The sequence below is a fragment of the Bacillus sp. FSL M8-0256 genome (assembly GCF_038005765.1).
GTDB lineage: Bacteria > Bacillota > Bacilli > Bacillales > Bacillaceae > Bacillus > Bacillus safensis.
This window is the reverse complement of the sequence record NZ_JBBOTU010000001.1, coordinates 1,731,615-1,752,900: the sequence shown is the minus strand read 5'-3', so window position 1 is coordinate 1,752,900 and position 21,286 is coordinate 1,731,615. Positions and strand designations below refer to the sequence as shown.

The following is a 21,286-nucleotide window of genomic DNA, read 5'->3' as shown; positions in this document are numbered from 1 at the left end:
AGACAGAAAATGAATGTTTTTGAACACCTCCAATTTGGGATAATTTAAAAGATATTACTATACATTAGTTTAACTATCAAAATTTTACATGTCAATTTATAAAAAAGAAAAAAGATGGCAAAATACCATCTTTTTTCTATATTTAAACCGTTTTTAATTGTTCACTCTCATCCTCTTCATCTGGCTGGATGAAAAAGAGAACCAAAAATAGTGAAATGAGACTGCAGATGGTCGAGAGAATAAAAACAATGGAGTCCCCTTTATCCATTAGATAGGCAAAAATCGGAGGTCCTAAAGCAACACCGATAAAACGCATACTGCTATAAAATGACGTAATGGTACCGCACTGCTCTTTTTCAATTCCTTCTGTAATCAGCGCATCAAGTGCAGGCAGCACAATACCGATGCCCACTCCGCCAATGCTTAAACAGATAAACAATACGAAAAAGCTGTGATTCCACCATAAAAAAATATAAGAAAGTGATAACAAAGCCATCCCTACGATTAAAAAGATTCTCATTTTTCCTTTTTCTTTTCCAATCGTTTTTCCAGCAATGTAGGAACTGATTGATAGAAAAAGGAGCGGAATACTCAGCAGGAGTCCTTTTTTAACGCCTTTTATTTGATAAGCTGCCTCTAGGTTATCGGATAAGTAAAAAAGCACACCAAAAAGAAGAAACATAATAAAACCGCCAATAGCAAAAATGGCATAAAGCCAGCGTCCCTCATGCTTAAAAATGGTCTTTGTTGATTTTAAAAATTCTTTAAATGTAGGCGGATCCTCCTCTTTTTTCGCCGACTCTACCATGAACAGTACCATGAGAAAGCTGATGATCGAAAAGAACGGAATGAACCAAAACGGCACAAACCAAAACCATGAAGCAAGAAGTGCCCCAATAATAGGGCTTAGTACCTTACCTGCTGTATTAGAGGTTTCAATGGCGCCAAGTCCGGCACTGACCTCTTCATCATCATGAAACAAATCTCCAATAAACGGCATAACGACAGGTGCGGCTCCAGCTGAACCAATCCCTTGAAGGACCCTGCCAAACAAAATCCACATATAAGGTTCTTTCATGATCGTTGAGGCGACTGCTGCCACAGCTCCTCCAAGTCCAGCGATTAAAAGACACGGCAGCAGTACCTTTTTCCGCCCAATCCGGTCTGATAAGTAACCAGCGATTGGAATACATAAGATGGCTACAACCGAATATACCGTAATAATGAGAGAGACTTGAAAGGAAGTAATCGAGAGTTTCTTTTCTATCTCTGGCAATACTGGTATTAACATCGAGTTGCCTAGTGTCATGATTAGAGGCACTGATGATAATGCAATGATATTCTTTTTACTGACTGTTTTCTCGCCCAACATCATTCACCCAATTCTATATACTGTTACGTATTAGTGTGGCAAGTTTGACGAGTATTATGTATGGGCAAACAAAAAGCAGCCGCCTATGGAAGCGACTGCTTATTAAAATCGTTTGCGTATGACATGAAAGCTGAATTTATCCGCTCGAAAATAATTGAGGGAGTATAAGACCGGCTGATCATCCTGATCATAGTGCATTTGTTTCAGTAATAATAACGCCGTTTCAGGGTCACAATCTAGAATCGGTGAGACCTGATCGTGGTAGCCAATTGGTTCAATGTCAGCAACTGCATATTTAATCCCGCTGTGCGGTTCTCTTCCAAACAGCTCAAAAAGAGACTCTTCTTCATGTGTAAAAGAAGCGGGAAGATGTTTGACCGGAATTTTATCTAAACAATAAACAACTGGCTGCCCATCTGCCGTTCGAACGCGTTCCATTGAAAAAATCCCATCAGATTTATCACACTGAAAACGAATGACATCATTCTCTGTTGGCTCCCCTTCTTGCGAGGATAAAAAGATGGTGCCAGGCGTCATATTGACTTGCTCAATCATTTTCGTAACACTTGTCAGCTGTTCTATGCCTGTCGAAAAAAGCGGTCTTGAATTGACGAAAGTCCCTACCCCATGCCTTCTAATTAAATACTTCTCTTCTTCTAATATACGAAGGGCCTCACGCAGTGTCGCTCTGCTCACACCTAGAAGTTTTGAGAGCTCAAACTCAGAAGGCAGTTTTTCTTTTTCAGCATATACACCTGTTTGAATATCTTCTTTAATACGGTCAATCACTTTCAAATATAAATGGCGATTGTCTGTTTTGGTCGACATGTTTTCCCTCCGTCTAATCAATGCAAATGATAAGATGAGAAATCTCTATTCCGAGATAAGTTGAACATAACTATATCATGTTTTTGCAAATAAATAAATAGTCTGACATCCAGTTAACATAATCATACTATTGTTTACTGTTTTTCAGGAAAGCTCTCTTCAATTTATGAAGAGAGCTCGTCATATTGTTCTTTTGAGAGCAGAACTTCTCTCGGTTTACTTCCTTCATACGGGCCTACAACGCCCCGCTCTTCCATTGCGTCAATGAGACGTGCCGCCCGGGTATAACCGATGCGGAATCTTCTTTGCAGCATAGAAACAGAAGCCGTCTGCATACCGATGATCAATTCTACTGCTTCATCATACAGATCATCTTCCACAGCCGCAAGCTGATCCTGCGTTTCTTCGCTCGGAATCATTTCCTCTTGGTATTGTGCTTTTTGCTGTGTGATCACGTGATCCACAACATGTTCCACTTCTTCATCTGATAAAAAGGCGCCTTGCACACGAACCGGCTTGTTTGCACCAACAGGTAAAAACAGCATGTCCCCTCTGCCCAGCAGCTTTTCTGCGCCTCCCATATCAAGGATCGTCCTTGAATCGGTTTGTGAGGATACGCTAAAGGCAATACGGGACGGGATGTTGGCTTTAATGACACCTGTAATGACATCGACAGAAGGTCTTTGTGTGGCGATAATCAAATGAATTCCCGCAGCACGAGCCATTTGAGAAAGTCTTGTAATGGAATCTTCCACATCAGAGGAAGCGACCATCATTAAATCTGCAAGCTCGTCTACAATGACAACAATATAAGGAAGCTCTGGCTGTTTAGCATCTTCTGTTTGATTCATCCGTTTAATGTAATCATTGTATCCTTCAATATTTCTTGTCCCCGTATGCGAAAACAATTCATAGCGGCGTTCCATTTCGCTGACTACTTTTTTAAGGGCCTGCGATGCTTTCTTAGGGTCTGTTACGACAGGAGCCAAAAGATGCGGAATGCCGTTATACACATTTAATTCAACCATTTTCGGATCAATCATCATCATTTTCACTTCATGAGGCTTCGCTCTCATGAGAATGCTTGTGATAATACCATTGATACACACACTTTTTCCGCTTCCAGTCGAACCTGCTACAAGCAAATGCGGCATTTTGTTCATTTCAGCAAGAACAGCTTCACCCGAGATATTACGGCCAAGTCCAATGAGGAGCTTAGCATTTGGACGGTCATTTTGCTTCGATTCTAATACCTCTTTTAATGAAACCATCGCAATTTCTGCATTCGGAACTTCGATGCCGATGGCTGATTTACCAGGAATCGGCGCCTCAATTCGAATGTCTTTTGCTGCAAGGGCAAGGGCTAAATCATCACTTAGATTGACGATTTTGCTGACCTTCACGCCGACATCTGGATATACTTCATATTTGGTCACAGCTGGACCTAAATGAACCTGTGTGACTTTTGCTTTCACACCAAAGCTTTGAAATGTTTTTTCAAGCTTTCTGGCATTTTCATATATATTTTTCTTATCTGTTTGCTGACCTGAATGCTGAGGCTCGGCCAAAATATCAAGTGACGGCAATTCATAATCTTTGTTTTCAAGTTCTGTAAATGTCATCGGAGGCGCCTCTTTTGGTTCATCGGCTGTATCTGATTGAACTGGTGTACTTTGCACAGAGTCCTGAAGAGGCGCTGTCTCTGTTGCCGCCTGCTTTTTTTGAACCGTCGGGGTGAGAATGTCATCTCTATCTGCAAAGCTTGAAATAATCGGCTGGCTATTATCAGAAGACGGCGTTTCCTCTTCGATCAAGATCAGATCATCCTCGTCTTCTTCTTGAATGCGTGAACGTTTTTTCTTTTCACCTGTTTTCTGAGAGGACGCGCTCTTTTTCGCCTGCCTGATTCCTTTCATATCTTCAACAAAGGCTTTCCACTGCTTCACCATAAATTGTGATACAGGAATCGTCACTTTTTTCACCATTTCCTGAAGAGATCGGTTTGTAATCAGGACAATTCCAATCAGCATCAGAACAATCGCCATGATTTGCGAGCCTGCTTGCGCAAATAAGAAATAAGAAGCAGCAAACAAGACGGCGCCGATCATGCCGCCCCCTAAATCAGGCGATCCTGTTTCACCTTTCATATCCATCAAGAAAAGCTCAAATGTATTTCTAATCACACTTTGAGATCCAATGACGCCAGCAGATGAAAGATGCTGAAAGAGCTTCACATGTGACAAAAGCAAGATACTCGCAATGATGCAGTAGAGACCTGCTTTTCTTCTTGTTAAAATATCTGGGATTTGTTTTTTCCAGAAAATCGTCACACCAAAAAGAAATAATCCGATAAGGCAGAGAATGAACCATTCACCTGCAAAGAATCGGAATAGATGTACAAAGGTTTGTCCAACAACGCCCAGCTGTAAAATGGCAATGATCGCTATGGCAATACAGACTAACCCATTTAATTCATATTTCAGTTTTAGCTGTTTATTTTGTTTTTTTCTCGTTTTCCGTTTTCTCTTTTTAGCCATACTCATCACCTTACTACGAAAGAAAATATAACCTACCGAAAGATCAGAAAGAAAGCAGCCTGGTTTTGGCTGCATCTTGTTGTAAGTTTTCCCTTTATTATAGCATAGAATCATTCATATGAGTCGGTTTGATTGGTGCCTAAATGTAACTTCAATCGCTTGCCTGGTGCAAGCTCTTGATTGAGAAAATCCATTGGATTGGTGCTCATGACTTGAACGATTTCTGCTTCATCTTCTTTCATTTCTACCATCACTGGCACACCTTGAATGTTTACCTGCTGGAGTTTGCGTTCTCCCTGTTCCTCAGCGTAAATGGCTTCATATGGCATAGGCGTATATAAAATCATTGGATCAGCCCCTCGTTTTGAGATGCCCTGTCTCCGATAAGTTCGTTCAACTTTTTAATTGCTTGTCCTACACCGCCCACTTCATTCATGAGTCCGTATTCTGCTGCCTCATGACCAACGACATTTGTTCCGATGTCTCTCGTCAAATTGCCTTTTGAGAACATGAGCTCCTTAAACTTCTCTTCTGTAATGTTGGAGTGGCTTGTGACAAAGTTAATGACTCTTTCCTGCATTTTATCTAAGTATTCAAAGGTTTGCGGAACACCAATCACAAGACCTGTTAAACGCACAGGATGAATGGTCATCGTAGCTGTTTCTGCAATATACGAATAGTCACACGATACAGCAATCGGCACACCTATCGAGTGGCCGCCGCCAAGCACAATTGAGACAGTTGGCTTTGATAAAGAAGCAAGCATTTCTGCAATCGCAAGTCCCGCTTCAACATCTCCCCCTACTGTATTTAAGATGATCAGAAGACCTTCTATTTTAGGGTTTTGTTCAACGGCTACGATTTGTGGAATGACATGTTCGTATTTGGTTGTTTTATTTTGCGGTGGAAGCTGCATATGGCCTTCAATTTGTCCAATAATGGTGAGGCAATGGATATTTGTATCTTGCGGCAGCTGCGGAACGGCTGTTTCACCAAGCTGCTGTATTTTGCTCATAATGCTGTCTTTTTCTTCTGGCTTTCGCTCAGGCTGCTGTTCATTCTTTTCGTCCATTTGTCTCCATCCTTTCCTCAAACTCTTCTCCTATTATGAACAAATAGGGCATATTCCATCCGCATTCCTCATGCCACATCAAAAAAGCCCAAAGAGCTTATGCTCCTTGGGCTTAGCGTGTAGACAAACCCTCGCATTCGCCCGCAGTCCTACGCTTCGGTGCTCACGAATGTCAAATTCGCTCCGGTGCTCGTCCTTTCTAGACTGCAAAGGTTTTCTATCACGCTAAAAAGAAGACAAAGTGCTAAAATAAAGTTCATTTTAGCACTTTGTCAACAATCTCAAAGAGCTTATACTCTTTGGGCTTTTCTCATCACACTTCCATAATAATTGGAATGATCATCGGCTTACGTTTTGTTTTTTCATATAGGAATTGATTTAGCACATCGCGCATGGATTGTTTCAATGTTGACCATTCAACAATTGAGTTTTCAGTTTGCTCTTTGACAATTCCTTTGACCATTTCTGTTGCTTTTACAATCAGCTCTTCGGATTCTCTTACATAGACAAATCCTCTTGTGATGATTTCAGGTCCAGAAATTAATTGTTTCTTTTGTTTATCGAGCGTAATGACAACAATCAAGATGCCGTCTTGAGACAATAGACGTCTATCGCGTAACACGATGTTTCCGATATCACCAACACCAAGACCATCGATCAAAATGTTTCCTTGGTGAACTTTTTCACCGATTTTGACATTCTGTCCTCTAAACTCAACAACATCGCCTTTATCAATCAAGAAAATGTCACTGCGTTTCATGCCTACTTCTTCAGCAATACGAGAATGTGCTTTTTGCATACGATATTCGCCATTCACCGGAATTAAATACTTCGGTTTTAGTAAGTTCAGCATTAGCTTTAACTCTTCTTGGCAGCCATGTCCAGATACATGTACACGTTTTTGCGCAAAAATGACTTGTGCTCCGCTTCTTGTAAGGAAATCCACTGTTTTAGAATATGTGAGTTCTTGTCCAGGAAGAGGTGTAGATGCAATCACAACTGTATCATCTTTTTCAATATGAAGCTGTTTGTGATTTTGCTTCGCCATTTTTGTTAAAGCAGCAAGCGGCTCTCCGTGGCTTCCAGCGGTCAGAATAACTACGTCGTTTTTCGCCATTTTCTTCACTTCTTGAACGGGTACAAATAATTCTTCGTCTGCTGTAACATAACCAAGCTTGATCGCCAGCTGAAGGGTTGTCATCATATTTTTCCCTGCAACTGCAAGCTTACGGCCATTTTGATTTGTTGCATTAATGATTTGCTGCACGCGGTTAATATTAGATGAAGACACAGCAACAATCACACGATTTTCAGCATTGTACATCGCATTTGAGATTTCGTCTTGGACGAGCGCCTCAGAAGGTGTATAGCCTGGTTTTTCAGCATTTGCACTGTCTGAAAGTAGTGCTAAAACGCCGTTGTTCCCAATTTTCGCAATCTCTCCGATGTCACAGGCTTGGTTAAGCGCTGGGGTTTGATCAAATTTAAAATCACCTGTGCATACGATTGAACCAAGAGAGGTTTTGAAGCTGATCCCAACTGAATCAGGAATGCTGTGATTCGTTCTAAAGAACGATACTTTTGTTGTTTCAAAAGTAATGACTGATTTTGCATGTACCTCACGCAAATCAGCTTTTTGATTGAAGCCATACTGCTTTAATTTTTCTCGAAGTAACGCAAGGGTCAGCTTCGTTCCGTAGACTGGTACAGACAATTTGCTCAAGCAATGGAATACGCCTCCGATTGCTTCATCATGTCCGTGGGTAAGAAAAATTGCTTTCACCCGATCAGCACGCTCTGTTAAATAAGAGATATCAGGAATGACGACGTCAATGCCCAGCATTTCATTTTCTGGATGCATTAAACCTGCATCTACTACATATATGTCCGAATCAATCTCAATGACATATAGGTTTTTTCCGATTTCTCCAACGCCTCCGAGTGCAATAATTCTTACGTTCTCTGTATTTTTCTTTTTCAAAATTCTTATCCTCCTAGTCTCAAGCCCGTCCATCATCGCTTAATGCTATTATAACTGAATCTAATTTTAGAAAACAAGATGAAGTCACATTTTAAGAAAGTGTTTATGTATAAAAAACGGTCATACTCAGGGACATCTGAGAATGACCGCTTACGAAATCTTTTGTTTTGATCAGCTGTTTAATACGCTGCTTAAATCCAGTCTCTCTTCTTCTGACAAAGGCAAAAGCGGAAGACGAACAGATCCGACGTCTAGTCCTTTCAGCTGAAGGGCTGTTTTGACAGGCGTTGGATTTGGTGCTGAGAAAAGCTGTTTCATGATTGGAAGCAGCTTTTGATGGATCAATGCTGCATTCGCTGTTTGGCCTGAAGCATAGCTTTTCAGCATTTGCTGCATATCCAGTCCTACGATATGAGATGCAACAGAGACAACTCCTTTTGCACCAACAGATACAGCCGGAAGTGTTAAACTGTCGTCCCCTGAATATACGTCGAAATCTTCTGGCGTCTCTGCAATGATTTTTGTCATAGCATCAAGATCGCCGCTTGCTTCTTTAATGGCAACAATGTTAGGTATTTGCGCAAGCTTAATCGTTGTTTCTGGTGCTAATGAAGCTGCCGTTCTTCCTGGTACATTGTAAAGCATGACAGGAAGAGATGTAGACTCGGCAATGGCTTTAAAGTGTGCATACATGCCTTCCTGTGATGGCTTGTTGTAATAAGGTACGACAAGCATCACTGCATCAACGCCCGCTTCTTCTGCTTTTTTCGTTAGTTTGATAGACGCATTTGTATTATTACTGCCTGTTCCTGCAATGATTTTACAACGACCATTTGCTAATTTGACCGATTGCTGAAAAAGAGCGACTTTTTCTTCATTCGATAAAGTTGGCGATTCGCCTGTTGTCCCTGCAACGACTAAGGAGTCACTGCCGTTTTTTAACAAGTAATCAATGAGAATTGATAGCTTTTGGAAATCGATGTTGCCCTTTTTATCAAAAGGTGTAATCATAGCTGTTGCGATATTTCCGAAATTCATTTTTTTCACCTCATCATGATTCAATCACATTTATCTTGAAAGTTCAAACACTTCATGCAGGGCATTGACAGCCGCTCTCATGTTTTCTTCGTTCACTAACACCCAAATGGTCGTATGACTGTCAGCCGATTGTAAAATCGGAATGTTTTGCTCGGATAGAGCCGTTACAATTTTCGATGTGACACCTGGTACACCCATAATGCCTGCGCCAACAGCTGATACTTTCGCACAATTTGTTGTCACAATTGGTGTATAGCCAAGTTCTTTTAGGATCGACGTTGCCTTTTCAGTCATTGCACCTGTCACTGTATACACAATTTCACTCGGTGTGATGTTGAAGAAGTCGACACTGATTTGTGCGTTTGCCATTGCTTTGAAGACCTCTGTTTGTACGCTGTACTGACCTTCTTTTGCAGGGACTTTGATTTGTGTCACATCATTGACATGTGCAATACCCGTAATGAGGCGGTCATACACATCATGGCTCATTTTATCGGAGTAATGTGATGTAACGAGTGTGCCCTCATCATCAGAGTATGTTGAACGGACCCTCATTGGTACTTTTGCCTGCATCGCAATTTCGACAGCTCGCGGGTGAATGACTTTTGCCCCTTGATATGCAAGGTTGCAAATTTCCGTATATGTCACGACTCTCAGCGGTTTTGCATTTTCAACAATGCGGGGATCTGCTGTCATAACGCCTTCTACATCTGTAAAAATATCAATAAAGTCTGCCTGCAATGCAGCGCCTAAAGCAGCAGCGGACGTATCACTGCCACCTCGTCCGATTGTTGTCACGTCTCCATTTTTCGCGGCTCCCTGGAACCCAGCGACAACGACCACATCATGTTCAGACAGTGCTGCCTCCAGACGTTCGCACTTCATGTCAATAATTTTCGCACTCGTATGCTCCTTATCTGTCACAAAGCCCGCCTGAGCTCCAGTCATCGCTACAGCCTTTAGACCGTTTTCATTCAGCATACTTGAAAACACAACAGCTGAGATATTCTCTCCGCAGGAAACAAGCAAGTCTTTTTCTCGATTTGTCATATGCTGCGCGCTGCCGTAAAGCAGACCAAGCAGCGTATCTGTCGCATAGGGATCGCCTTTTCGTCCCATTGCAGAAACGACAACAACCGACTTATAGCCTTTCTCTTTTGCAGATAAGATATGTGCAAGTGCCCTTTTTCTACCTTGATCATCTTTGACAGATGTACCGCCAAATTTTTGGACAATTATTTTCACTGTTTTCACTCCAAGTTCATTCTGACGTAACAGAAGAGAGCAGGCGAAAGATGCCTAACTCTCTTCTGTTCGTCCTCATCATCCATTGAATGTTAAACTAATTTTAATGCTTTTAAGCTTTCTGCAATTTGAACTGAGTTCCATGCAGCGCCTTTAAGCAGATTATCAGATACAATCCACATATGGAACCCGTTTGGACGGTCCAAATCTTTCCGAATGCGGCCGACAAATACGTCGTTTTTCCCAACAGCATCTGCAGGCATTGGATAAATTTGCTGAGACGGATCATCTTGCAGCGTAATTCCTGGTGCATCTTTTAGAATTGATTTGAGGTCTTCCACTGTTGCATCATTTGATTCTAGTTCGACGTAGACAGATTCTGAATGACCTGTTTCAATTGGAAGCCTTACGCATGTTGCCGCTACTTCCAGCTCAGGCATATGCATGATTTTTTTCGTTTCATTGATCATTTTCATTTCTTCGAATGTATAACCGTTATCTTGGAATTTATCAATTTGCGGGATCGCATTAAATGCAATTTGATAAGGCATGACTTCTGGCGTTACATCCTCTTTATTTAAAATGGCTTGTGATTGGCTGTATAGTTCGTCAATGGCTTCATGTCCCGCACCTGATACTGCTTGATACGTAGAGACAATGACTTTTTTCATTCCATATGCCTGACGAAGCGGTTCTAATGCCGCTACCATTTGAATCGTTGAACAGTTAGGGTTTGCAATGATCCCTTGATGATCATGCAAATCTTTTTCGTTTACCTCTGGTACGACAAGAGGGATGTTTTCGTCCATACGAAAAGCACTTGTGTTGTCAACAACAATCGCACCTCGTTTGACTGCTTCAGGAGCCAGCGCTTTAGAAACATTTCCTCCAGCACTGAATAATGCGATGTTCACTCCTTCAAAGCTTTCAGGTGTTGCTTCCTGAACAGTGTACTCTTGACCTCTGAATGTCACTTTTGTTCCAGCAGAACGTTTTGAGGATAGTAGAGTAAGTGTATCCATTTCAAAATCTCTGTCAGCTAGTGTTTTTAACATTTGTTGACCGACAGCTCCAGTCGCTCCAACTACAGCTACATGCAATCCTCTTCCCATCAGTAAAACTCCTTCCGACCCATCCATGATTCTTTTCTTTCGGATGGCCATCCTATGACTTTTTACATTTTATTTTACCATAGAAAAGCAAGGCTTGAAGCATCTTTTTTGAATCTTTCTTGATTTTCTAGTGAATCTATTATTCGTTTGGTCCAATTAAAATTGGTTGAATTTGTCTATGCTGGAGTGCCTCTTCTACTGTTTGAGATAGCAGATCCATGTTCGCGACCATAGAGGTCGGTTTTTTGAATGGATCATCCTGACCAAACGGAATAAAGAAAATATTCTTTGTCGACATCAGCCTCATCAGATTTGTACCATTTAAACCTAACGCATCATTTGTTGAGATACCTAAAACGACAGGTCGATGATTCCGTATGGTTGCTTTAGCAGCCATTAAAACAGGACTGTCTGTCATGGCATTTGCAAATTTCGCCATCGAGTTACCAGTTAGAGGAGCAATAACCATACAATCAAGCGGCAGCTTAGGCCCGAGCGGCTCTGCTTTCACGATTGAGTCAATCGCTTGAAAACCAGTCAGCTTCTCAATCCGCTCGATCCACTCGGCTCCATCTCCAAATCTCGTATTCGTGCTCTGCACCGTGTACGACACCACTGGACGCACCTCTGCCCCTTCTTTTACAAGCGCTTCGATTTGCGGAAAAACAGCTTCATACGTACAGTGGGAACCTGTTAAACCAAAGCCGATTCTTTTCCCTTTTAATGTTGTCATGATTCCATCCCCCTTTTTTCCTCCGCAAGTTCACATAAAAGCCCGGAAAGCACTTTTGCAATGATTTGTCCTGCTGTTTTTGGTGCAACAATCCCCGGGAGTCCTGGTGCAAGAAGTGCCTTCACTCCGTGCTTTTGTGCAAAGTCAAAGTCTGTTCCGCCTGGGCGTGAGGCGATATCCAAAATGAGTGTCTTTGGTGTCATGCTGACGATGACAGATGAATCTAATACAAGACTTGGAATGGTATTGATGATAATATCAACATCCGTTACTTCCTCTTTTAACTGGTCCATTGAAAATGGATTAAGCCCCATCTCAAATGCCCGCGCTAAATGTGCTGTGTCTGCAGCCCCTACTTTTACGTCTGCCCCTAGTGCCCGAAATGTGCGGGCAATGGTGAGTCCTGTTCTTCCAAGTCCGAGAACAGCGACATGAGACCCGTGAATCGTATAGTCCGTTTGCTGAATGGCCATCATGATAATTCCTTCAACTGTTGGAATTGAGTTATATATGGCAATATCATCTCGCTCAAACAGCTTCACAAGCTTCCGGTTCACCTGCTTTGCCAGATTGTCTAAGTACGTATTTGAAATACCTGAGTACAAGATACAATGGGCAGGGGTTCTTTCTAAATATTTAGCTTCCAGCAAGACCTGCTCGTTTGAAAAAACGGTAGCAACAGCGCCTTCATCCGTTGTCCCAGATACTGGCAGGATCATACTGTCTACTTGTTCGAATGGAAGTTCAGACATTTTCAGCTTTTCAGCACCGATAAATCCATGATCCAGCTGGTCAAATCCAACCAAAAATACTTTGGCATGCTGCTGTGACAACTTGCGAATAATTTCAAGCTGCCTTGCATCTCCCCCGATCACCGCAACCGTTAAACCGCTCAACATACTGACCGTTCACCTTCTTTATTTAAAAAAGTCTGTAATATTTTCTGAATCTCCCTTTCAGCATATGAGGAGAGGATTCAGCCTGTGAACGAATCAGAGAGAGAAAAGAAAAAGAGCACCCATTATTGCGGGTGCTCTTTTTCTCCGTGCGGCTGAAGTTCTTCAGGCACATCGAGAATGATCATATCTGATCCTATTTTTTGAATGTGATTCCACGGGACGCGGATGTCATTTCCTTGTTTTCGAAAGCCAAACCACTTCACGGAAGGTATAATGAGTGCTGTAATTTGACCGTCCTGTTCATTAATTTCAAGGTCGGTTTGTCCAAGCACGCCAAGCCGCTCCGCTCTTTTAATATCGACGATCTCTTTTCCTGACAGTTCACTCAGCCTCAAAATCGCATCACTTCCCTTCCGTATCATATATGCAGCAAAAGGAAGAAATAGACCGTCCTGCTCTTTTCAAGTTATGTATAATGTGAGTTGGTATACCAAACAGGCTTAAGTTGATGAAAGTAATTATGATCTTTTAGCATTCTCTCCACTCGTTTCACCATGTCTTTTACATGTCCCGGATCATAGGAAAGCGTCCAGATGATAGATGAAAAGCAGCTCATTGCTGTATAGATGGAAAAAAGAAGCCAAAAATCGTTTGTGGACTGCGTACTCACGTATTGATCCAGTTGTCCAGCTGAGAACGGAATGCTGCTTTCTCGACTAAATAAGGACAATTTATAAAAGTCATGAACCGGGTCGCCCCAGTCGGATTGATCGAAATCAATCACACCGGCATATTGATTACCTTGTATGATGATATTCCCTAAATGAAAATCATCATGCTGGAACTGGTTAGGCCTCTCTTTTACCGCATCAACATTCGACTTGATAAAATCTAATACAAACTGATCATTGGAAAACGTCACGCCACTTGATTGATAGGCATGTATATACCGTTCATGTTTTGCTATGACTTTCTCATCCCACGGACGAACATGAGAAGGTGCACGGCATGTATGCATCAAACTTAGCTCTCTCGCTGCCCGCCTCCCGATTTCATACTGCTCTTCATTTGTAAGTAGATGGATGGAGTCTCTAGCATTCTCGCCTTCGATAAAGGAGAAAATACGATAGGTACAGTTTAGTTCAGCACTCATTCCAATCTCAATCACTTCAGAACAAAGAATCCCTCGATCTTTTAACTTCCGCTGAAATGATGCTTTTCTTTTATAACGCGAATACGTTTGAATGTCTGATAACTTAAGCACCAGCTTTTCACTAGATGATATTGTAACCAAAAAGGTACGATCTCCCGAAAAACCAGATGTCATGGCTTGGAAAGAAGCTTGTGTCAGAAGTGGAGAGAGCTGTTTCAGCTTTTCATGTTCCATGAAAGCAGAACCCCTTTCTTATTTACCTACAATAAAACGGCAGACTTTTTTGAGTCTGCCGTGTTGTTTACGTTATGATGGCTGATCACCCGTCGGACTAATAAGCGAGAGCGCATAATCTTCTGTAAAGATGCGTTTAGATAAGTTATTCACGCCGTCTAATGTGACGCTGTTGATTTCATCAATAATTTCATCGAGTGTCCGATGTTTGCCAAGGAGCAGTTCATTTTTACCGTTTCGGCTCATTTTGCTGTTTGTGCTTTCAAGGCTGAGCATAAGGTTGCCTTTCATTTGCTCCTTAGAGTTCTCTAGTTCTTTCTGCGTGATTCCCTCACGCTTTAAGACGTCTAATGTTTGTAAGATGGTCTCAGAGAGCAGGTTTAGCTGCTTGGCTCCAGTTCCGCCGTAAATCGTCAGCATTCCATTATCTGCAAATGAACTGTGATAGCTGAAGACGGAATAAGCAAGTCCTTTGTCCTCTCTTACATCTTGGAATAATCGGCTGCTCATGCTTCCGCCAAGAACATTATTTAAGACGATTAAGTCATAGATGCCCTTATCTCCAGCTGGAAGGCCATTAAAGCCCAGGCATAGGTGCGCTTGTTCCGTTTCCTTTTTGCGTGTGAGCTTGTCATAATGAAATGCTGGAGCTTCTACAGGCTGCTTTTTCCCTTTTCCTTCATAAGAACCGAACAGCTTTTCAACCTCACGAATAAAGGTCTCATCTACGTTCCCTGCAACAGAGATCACGACGCGGTCCGGCGTATAGAATTCATCCATATATTTTCTAAGTGAGTCTCCGTTAAAGGTAGAGAGTGTTTCCTCTGTTCCTAAAATCGGATATCCTAATGAATGATCCCCATAAATGGCTTTGCTTAATAAATCATGAACGATGTCATCAGGAGTATCCTCATACATTTTAATTTCTTCGTACACCACATTTTTTTCTTTTTTCAGCTCTTCTTCATCAAAAGCTGAGTGAAAGAACATGTCGCTTAATACATCGAGGGCGTAGCCAGCATGTGAATCAAGCACCTTCGCATAGTAGCAAGTGTATTCTTTTGATGTAAAGGCATTCACTTGACCACCAATGCGGTCAAAGGATTCTGCGATATCACGTGCAGATCTTGTCTTTGTCCCTTTAAAGAACATATGCTCTAAAAAGTGTGAGATCCCATTAATTTCAGGTGTCTCATGTCTAGAGCCTGTGCCAATCCAGACGCCAATTGCGACAGACCTTACAGTGGGATTGTTTTCGAGTACAATTCTTACTCCGTTTTGGCATGTATACGTTTTGACCAAGTTTTGCTCCTCCTATTCAACAAACAGATCGCATCACGGATGTCTTTTTTCACTTAGGAGGTCAGAAACCGTCCCTAATTCATATCCTCTTTCCTTGATTTGAGTGATAAGTGCGTCAAGACTTTTCGCTGTTGCATCTGTTGGATGCATTAATATCATCGCCCCATTGTGAATTTTCCTAAGCACCCGCTTTTGTAAAATAGCCGGGGATGGTTTTTGCCAGTCGATGGTGTCTACTGTCCACATAATGGTTTCCATGCCTTCTTGTTTGGCAAGCTTGACTGTTTCTTCTTTAAAGCTGCCGCTTGGAGGCGCAAACCATTTTGGTTTCTTCCCAAGGGATTCTTCAATTTGGCGATTTGTTTTCGTTATCTGCTCTAATGCTCGTTCTCTTGTCAGTGTGCGCATATCTGGGTGATTGTATGAATGATTTCCAATTTCATGACCATCGGCCACGATTTTTTTAGCAAGCTCTGTGCTTTTTTTCACCCATTTGCCTTCTAAGAAAAAGGTCGCCTTGACTTGATGCTTTTCCAGCGTCTTTAACATGTTGATTAAATGCTCGTCACCCCAAGCTACGTTGATGAGGAATGCATTCATTTTTTTATCTGGATGTCCCTTATAAATGGGCTCTGGACCAAGCTCATGTAAATGAATAGATGGTTTTGTTTCATTAAAAACAAGCAGCTTTTCATCGAATGACCCCTGTTTCTTCATTTTTTCATAAGAGGCATCGATATCAACTGTCTGTCCATTTAAGCCAGGCATCTTTTTCCACACTTTATCAATCTTAGCATTTTGCGCCTTTACTTCATAGTCAGAAGACTTCGATTCAATTTCCTGAAATAAAATATCTTTTGAAACAGATGCAACCTCGGCATGCTCTTTCATTGATTCAATATATGTAACAGCAGCCGGCTGCTTCATCGTTTGATATGACACGAGCAGTAAAAATACAAACACAATGAATGGTAACGTTTTTTTCAATGGTTGTCCCTCCCCTTTACCACAAATTATGACGGGGAGAAACAAGCTAGAACTATTGTTAGCGTAAGAAAAGAAAGAAGCCTGGCACGGATACCTGGCTTCTAACACATTTTATTTGATCTCATTAAGACTGCTTTTCTTCTTTTTCCTTTTCTTCACGTAAAACAGCTTTCCGAGAAAGGTTCACACGGCCTTGTTTATCGATTTCAGTGACTTTGACAAGTAATTCATCGCCAAGTTTCACGACATCTTCTACTTTGCCCACACGCTCAAGCGCAAGCTCAGAAATATGAACAAGTCCATCTTTTCCGCTGAAGATTTCAAGGAAGGCACCGAATTTTTCAATGCGTTTGACTTTACCTAAGTAAAGCTGTCCTACTTCAACTTCTCTCACAAGATCTTCAATGATTTTCTTCGCTTTTTGGTTCATATCTTCTTCTGTAGAAGAAATAAAGATTGTACCATCTTGTTCAATATCGATTTTCACACCGGTATCTTCAATGATTTTATTGATTTGTTTACCGCTTGGTCCAATGACATCGCGAATTTTATCCGGATTGATTGTCATCGTTAAGATTTTAGGTGCATAACGAGACAATTCTCCTCTAGAAGCAGGAATCGTTGACAGCATGCTGTCTAATATTTCCATTCTTCCTTTTTTTGCTTGTTGAAGAGCCTCTTCTAAGATGTCTTTTGACAAGCCATCGATTTTGATGTCCATTTGAAGGGCTGTGACACCTTTTGATGTACCTGCCACTTTAAAGTCCATATCTCCAAGTGCATCTTCCATTCCTTGAATGTCTGTCAGCACTGTGTAGTATTCCCCAGATTTCACAAGTCCCATTGCAATCCCTGCAACTGGTGCTTTAATTGGAACACCCGCATCCATCATCGCAAGTGTGCTTGCGCAAATACTTGCTTGTGAAGTAGATCCGTTAGATTCTAATACCTCTGAAACGAGGCGAACCGTATAAGGGAAATCTTTTTCGGATGGAATGACTGGTTCTAGTGCACGTTCACCTAGTGCACCATGTCCGATCTCACGACGGCCTGGACCGCGCATTGGACCTGTCTCACCAACACTGAATTGCGGGAAGTTGTAATGGTGCATGAAGCGTTTTGATTCTTCAACACCTAGACCATCAAGAATTTGCACATCGCCAAGTGCACCTAATGTACAAATACTGAGCGCCTGTGTTTGTCCTCTTGTAAATAGGCCTGAACCGTGCGTTCTTGGCAGAAGTCCTACTTCTGAAGAAAGTGGACGGATTTGATCTACGCCGCGTCCATCTGGACGTACTTTCTCTTCAGTGATCAGACGGCGAACTTCGTTTTTGACAAGCTTGTTTAATACATCTTTCGCTTGTTTAATCGTTGCTTCATCACGTTCTTCTGCTTCAAACTTCTCAACTACAGCTTTTTTCACAGCACTGATCGCATCCTCACGCGCATGCTTCTCATGTACTTGAATCGCTTTCAGCAGGTCAGCTTCAGCAAGTGCTTTTACTTCGTCTGCTAACGTTTGATCTACTTCATATAAAGGAATATCGATTTTTTCTTTACCGACTGCCTTCACAATTTCTTCTTGGAATTCAATTAAGCGTTTGATCTCTTGGTGACCGTACATGATCGCTTCAAGCATTGTCTCTTCCGGCACTTCATCAGCACCAGCTTCTACCATGTTGATCGCATCTTTTGTTCCGGCAACCACAAGATTGATGTCACTTTGTTCAAGCTGCTCCACATTTGGGTTAATGATCAGCTTTCCATCCACTCGTCCTACTGTAACGCCGGCGATTGGTCCCTCAAATGGAATGTCAGACACACATAAAGCTAAAGATGAGCCAAACATTGCAGCCATTTCAGATGAACAATCTTGATCCACACTCATGACGATACTAATGACTTGTACTTCGTTTCTAAATCCATCTGCAAACAGCGGACGAATTGGTCTGTCAATTAAGCGGCTCGCAAGGATAGCCTTTTCACTTGGACGGCCTTCTCTTTTAATGAAGCCGCCAGGAATTTTACCTACTGCGTATAGTCTTTCTTCGTAGTTCACAGTGAGCGGGAAGAAATCAAGTGGTTTTGGTTCTTTAGAAGCTGTTGCTGAGCTAAGCACAGCCGTATCTCCGTAGCGTACGAGGACCGCTCCGTTTGCTTGCTTTGCAAGCTGGCCAGTTTCAACTGTCAGTTGACGTCCAGCCCAGTCTATGGTGAAGACATGTTTCTCTTGTCCCATTCTGAGATAAACTCCTCTCTTATCGTAAAATTTTAGTTAGTTCTTATTATGAACAAAATGATTTTCACATATCAATGTGAAAGCTGTATGTAGAAGGGTATTTGCCATTCTTTCAACATTTTAACCATAAAATATTAGTGATTATACGATAAAAAAGCGGGAATCCTCCCGCTTTTTACGATTATCGACGTAAGCCTAGTTTGTTAATTAACTCACGGTAACGAGTTACGTCTTTATTACGTAGATACGTAAGAAGATTACGACGTCTACCTACCATTTTCAAAAGACCGCGACGTGAGTGGTGATCTTTCTTATGAGTACGTAAATGCTCGTTCAAGTTGTTAATTGATTCTGTTAGGACAGCGATCTGAACTTCTGGAGATCCAGTATCAGATTCGTGTGTTTTGAACTCATTAATTAATTGCGTTTTACGCTCTTGAGTAATTGCCATCCTGTTTCACCTCCAAATCATGTTAGCCCCATCTACCTCGCAGCCGTCGGTGAAGTCGGCCTGCCAAGTAAGTGGTTTTAAAGCTACAGGAATAATCATACTAAAAATATGCTGAATTTGCAAATGGTAGAGCAGTTTTTCTATGATTTTTTTGTTTGCTTATGCTGATCTTGAAAAAACTGAATCGCTTCTTCTTTATCTTGACTGATTTGAGCCGTCAGCTCCTGGATTCCATTAAATTTTCGTTCACTGCGAATGCGCTTGAACCATTGTAATTTAATCGGCTGGCCATATATTTCTTCGTTAAAATCAAAGAGGTTTACTTCAATGGCAGGCTGATCAGGACGTTTTTCATAAAATGTTGGTTTATAGCCGACATTACAAACACCGTCATATACTTTACCTTTTACTTCTGCTCTTACTGCATATACCCCTGTTGGCGGAATAATGTATTCAGCAGATAAGCCGACATTAGCTGTCGGAAACCCGATCGTCCGTCCGCGTTTGTCTCCATGGATGACAATGCCGCGAAGCTGATAAGGTTTTCCTAAAAGCTCGCTCACATATTCAACATCCCCATTTTTTAATGCGGAACGGATGAGAGTGGAGCTGACTTTTCGGTCTTGATTGGACAGCTTAGGTACGATGGTTGCATTGATACGGCCTTTTCCGTATTCGTCGAACGTTTCCATTGTGCCTGCACCAAAACGGCCAAACGTAAAATCAAACCCCGCTACTGCGTGCTTCACATTCAATTCATCCAAATATTGATCCACAAATTCTTGAGGAGATAGAGCTGCAAAGCTCTCGCTGAATTGTACGATGTATAAATAGTCAGCGCCCAGCTGTTCGATAAAATCAATTTTATCCTCAAGCGGTGTAATTAAGTCTTTTGGTTCCCGTGCCTTTTGCAAAACATGTGATGGATGCGGATGAAAGGTCATGACTGCTAAGGCCAATCCTTCTTTTTCCGCAATGCTTTTCGCTTCGTCAATGACTTTTTGATGCCCGAGGTGAACACCGTCAAAGTACCCTAAAGCCATAACAGACGGGACTTGATCCTTTTGATTCAATGTATGTGGGTGTGAAATATGTATAGTCTTCACGAGATGTCACCTTTTCTTTAAGATTGCTTGTCCTGAGATAAGATCTTCGCCGGCTTCATCAGGTTCTGTTTGGTCGGGTGCTTCATATATATCGCCAGACAACGGCCTGAAGGAGCAAAAACAGCGACACGATCCGCCTCTGCGAAATGAGCAAATTCATCAGGCATTGGCAGGACTGCACCGTTTTCCACTTTACTTGCTAATGTATCATTTATCTCCCATTTCGGCAAATGATTGAGCGCACGCTCGATCGGAACAAGGTGCTCATCTACAGTTCCTTCCTCGCTTATATCTCGCAGCTCATCCAGCGTGATACATTCATCAAGTGTAAAATCACCAGACCCTGTACGAATGAGATGTGACATGTGGGCTGGAAACCCTAGTTTCTTCCCGATATCAACCGCTAAAGTCCTCACATACGTTCCCTTTGAGCATAGAACGGTAAACCTAAATGACACGCTGCCATCCTCATATGTGACAGGTGTAGTCCGCTCGATACGGTGAATAGTAATTTCTCGGCTCGGCCGCTCAATTTCAATGCCTTCTCTTGCATATTCATAGAGCTTTTTCCCGCCAATTTTCACAGCAGAAAACATGGGAGGAATTTGTTCTATGGTTCCTTCAAACTGCTTCAGCGCCTCATCAATTTCTTTTTCTGAGATCGGTTTTTCCACTTTTTTTTCTTCTACGATCTCACCTGTTTGGTCTTCTGTTGTTGTAGAAAAGCCAATCGTGATTTCCGCATCATACGTTTTCGATTTATCTGTTAAGTATTCTACAATCTTCGTTGCTCTTCCGATACAAATAGGCAGAACACCTGAAACCTCTGGGTCGAGGGTGCCTGTATGGCCGACTTTTTTTGTGTGCAAAATTTTTCTTACTTTAAACACACAGTCGTGTGAGGTCATGCCTCTTTCTTTATGTAATAAAAGAACACCATTTATCATCTGCGTTCTCTCCTTTCATAAACGATGAAAAAGGACAGACGATCATC

19 protein-coding genes are annotated in these 21,286 nt (G+C 41.8%); all 19 read right to left on the bottom strand.

Annotated features, from left to right (window positions below; genetic code table 11):
• Positions 1-142: 142 nt before the first annotated feature.
• Positions 143-1,372, bottom strand: a complete 1,230-nt coding sequence (locus NSQ76_RS08835) for an MFS transporter (RefSeq protein ID WP_029706511.1) — start codon at positions 1,370-1,372, stop codon at positions 143-145.
• Between the two features lie 102 nt (positions 1,373-1,474).
• Positions 1,475-2,200, bottom strand: a complete 726-nt coding sequence (locus NSQ76_RS08830; RefSeq protein WP_024424122.1) for a GntR family transcriptional regulator — start codon at positions 2,198-2,200, stop codon at positions 1,475-1,477.
• A 164-nt stretch (positions 2,201-2,364) separates the two neighbouring features.
• The gene (locus tag NSQ76_RS08825; protein ID WP_172881510.1) at positions 2,365-4,737 is read right to left on the bottom strand and encodes an FtsK/SpoIIIE family DNA translocase; all 2,373 of its coding nucleotides are present in this window, start codon (positions 4,735-4,737) and stop codon (positions 2,365-2,367) included.
• A 110-nt stretch (positions 4,738-4,847) separates the two neighbouring features.
• On the bottom strand, positions 4,848-5,084 hold the full coding sequence (locus NSQ76_RS08820) for a YlzJ-like family protein (RefSeq protein WP_008344712.1): 237 nt from the start codon (positions 5,082-5,084) through the stop codon (positions 4,848-4,850).
• The gene (locus NSQ76_RS08815) at positions 5,081-5,809 is read right to left on the bottom strand and encodes a ClpP family protease (RefSeq protein ID WP_024424124.1); all 729 of its coding nucleotides are present in this window, start codon (positions 5,807-5,809) and stop codon (positions 5,081-5,083) included. The genes NSQ76_RS08820 and NSQ76_RS08815 overlap by 4 nt, the downstream gene beginning before the upstream one ends.
• A gap of 313 nt (positions 5,810-6,122) precedes the next feature.
• A complete protein-coding gene (rnjB, locus tag NSQ76_RS08810; protein ID WP_012010007.1) occupies positions 6,123-7,790 on the bottom strand; it encodes a ribonuclease J2 in 1,668 nt (555 codons plus the stop codon).
• 171 nt (positions 7,791-7,961) lie between these two features.
• Positions 7,962-8,828: a 4-hydroxy-tetrahydrodipicolinate synthase gene (gene dapA / locus NSQ76_RS08805; protein ID WP_024427012.1), complete on the bottom strand. Its 867-nt coding sequence runs from the start codon at positions 8,826-8,828 to the stop codon at positions 7,962-7,964.
• A 30-nt stretch (positions 8,829-8,858) separates the two neighbouring features.
• Positions 8,859-10,073, bottom strand: a complete 1,215-nt coding sequence (gene dapG, locus NSQ76_RS08800; RefSeq protein ID WP_024427011.1) for an aspartate kinase — start codon at positions 10,071-10,073, stop codon at positions 8,859-8,861.
• A 92-nt stretch (positions 10,074-10,165) separates the two neighbouring features.
• A complete protein-coding gene (gene asd, locus NSQ76_RS08795) occupies positions 10,166-11,185 on the bottom strand; it encodes an aspartate-semialdehyde dehydrogenase (RefSeq protein WP_024427010.1) in 1,020 nt (339 codons plus the stop codon).
• Between the two features lie 139 nt (positions 11,186-11,324).
• Positions 11,325-11,918 carry a dipicolinate synthase subunit B gene (gene dpaB / locus NSQ76_RS08790; protein WP_024427009.1) on the bottom strand — a complete coding sequence of 198 codons (594 nt, stop codon included), beginning with the start codon at positions 11,916-11,918 and terminating at the stop codon, positions 11,325-11,327.
• On the bottom strand, positions 11,915-12,817 hold the full coding sequence (dpaA, locus tag NSQ76_RS08785) for a dipicolinic acid synthetase subunit A (RefSeq protein WP_024424129.1): 903 nt from the start codon (positions 12,815-12,817) through the stop codon (positions 11,915-11,917). The genes dpaB and dpaA overlap by 4 nt, the downstream gene beginning before the upstream one ends.
• A gap of 122 nt (positions 12,818-12,939) precedes the next feature.
• Positions 12,940-13,212 (bottom strand): YlmC/YmxH family sporulation protein, encoded by a 273-nt coding sequence (locus tag NSQ76_RS08780; protein WP_024424130.1) that lies wholly within the window; start codon positions 13,210-13,212, stop codon positions 12,940-12,942.
• Between the two features lie 71 nt (positions 13,213-13,283).
• Positions 13,284-14,204 carry an aminoglycoside phosphotransferase family protein gene (locus NSQ76_RS08775; RefSeq protein WP_341053376.1) on the bottom strand — a complete coding sequence of 307 codons (921 nt, stop codon included), beginning with the start codon at positions 14,202-14,204 and terminating at the stop codon, positions 13,284-13,286.
• A gap of 72 nt (positions 14,205-14,276) precedes the next feature.
• Positions 14,277-15,506 (bottom strand): M16 family metallopeptidase, encoded by a 1,230-nt coding sequence (locus NSQ76_RS08770; RefSeq protein WP_025092599.1) that lies wholly within the window; start codon positions 15,504-15,506, stop codon positions 14,277-14,279.
• Positions 15,507-15,539: 33 nt separating this feature from the next.
• The gene (locus NSQ76_RS08765) at positions 15,540-16,493 is read right to left on the bottom strand and encodes a polysaccharide deacetylase family protein (RefSeq protein ID WP_341053374.1); all 954 of its coding nucleotides are present in this window, start codon (positions 16,491-16,493) and stop codon (positions 15,540-15,542) included.
• A gap of 124 nt (positions 16,494-16,617) precedes the next feature.
• Positions 16,618-18,735, bottom strand: coding sequence for a polyribonucleotide nucleotidyltransferase (gene pnp, locus NSQ76_RS08760; protein WP_024424134.1), 2,118 nt, complete (start codon positions 18,733-18,735; stop codon positions 16,618-16,620).
• Positions 18,736-18,916: 181 nt separating this feature from the next.
• Positions 18,917-19,186, bottom strand: coding sequence for a 30S ribosomal protein S15 (gene rpsO, locus NSQ76_RS08755; RefSeq protein WP_008354438.1), 270 nt, complete (start codon positions 19,184-19,186; stop codon positions 18,917-18,919).
• A 140-nt stretch (positions 19,187-19,326) separates the two neighbouring features.
• Positions 19,327-20,292, bottom strand: coding sequence for a bifunctional riboflavin kinase/FAD synthetase (gene ribF / locus NSQ76_RS08750; protein ID WP_034623584.1), 966 nt, complete (start codon positions 20,290-20,292; stop codon positions 19,327-19,329).
• Positions 20,293-20,309: 17 nt separating this feature from the next.
• Positions 20,310-21,239: a tRNA pseudouridine(55) synthase TruB gene (gene truB / locus NSQ76_RS08745; protein WP_024427004.1), complete on the bottom strand. Its 930-nt coding sequence runs from the start codon at positions 21,237-21,239 to the stop codon at positions 20,310-20,312.
• Positions 21,240-21,286 lie beyond the last annotated feature (47 nt).

Coding starts and splice junctions, on each gene's coding strand:
- NSQ76_RS08820 (WP_008344712.1), bottom strand. CDS start 5,084: ATGATTTTATATACGCCTATGCCATATGAAGCCATTTACGCTGAGGAA.
- NSQ76_RS08775 (WP_341053376.1), bottom strand. CDS start 14,204: ATGGAACATGAAAAGCTGAAACAGCTCTCTCCACTTCTGACACAAGCT.
- truB (WP_024427004.1), bottom strand. CDS start 21,239: ATGATAAATGGTGTTCTTTTATTACATAAAGAAAGAGGCATGACCTCA.
- rpsO (WP_008354438.1), bottom strand. CDS start 19,186: ATGGCAATTACTCAAGAGCGTAAAACGCAATTAATTAATGAGTTCAAA.
- NSQ76_RS08830 (WP_024424122.1), bottom strand. CDS start 2,200: ATGTCGACCAAAACAGACAATCGCCATTTATATTTGAAAGTGATTGAC.
- NSQ76_RS08825 (WP_172881510.1), bottom strand. CDS start 4,737: ATGGCTAAAAAGAGAAAACGGAAAACGAGAAAAAAACAAAATAAACAG.
- asd (WP_024427010.1), bottom strand. CDS start 11,185: ATGGGAAGAGGATTGCATGTAGCTGTAGTTGGAGCGACTGGAGCTGTC.
- NSQ76_RS08835 (WP_029706511.1), bottom strand. CDS start 1,372: ATGTTGGGCGAGAAAACAGTCAGTAAAAAGAATATCATTGCATTATCA.
- dpaA (WP_024424129.1), bottom strand. CDS start 12,817: ATGTTGAGCGGTTTAACGGTTGCGGTGATCGGGGGAGATGCAAGGCAG.
- pnp (WP_024424134.1), bottom strand. CDS start 18,735: ATGGGACAAGAGAAACATGTCTTCACCATAGACTGGGCTGGACGTCAA.
- NSQ76_RS08815 (WP_024424124.1), bottom strand. CDS start 5,809: ATGGACGAAAAGAATGAACAGCAGCCTGAGCGAAAGCCAGAAGAAAAA.
- dapA (WP_024427012.1), bottom strand. CDS start 8,828: ATGAATTTCGGAAATATCGCAACAGCTATGATTACACCTTTTGATAAA.
- dpaB (WP_024427009.1), bottom strand. CDS start 11,918: ATGACAACATTAAAAGGGAAAAGAATCGGCTTTGGTTTAACAGGTTCC.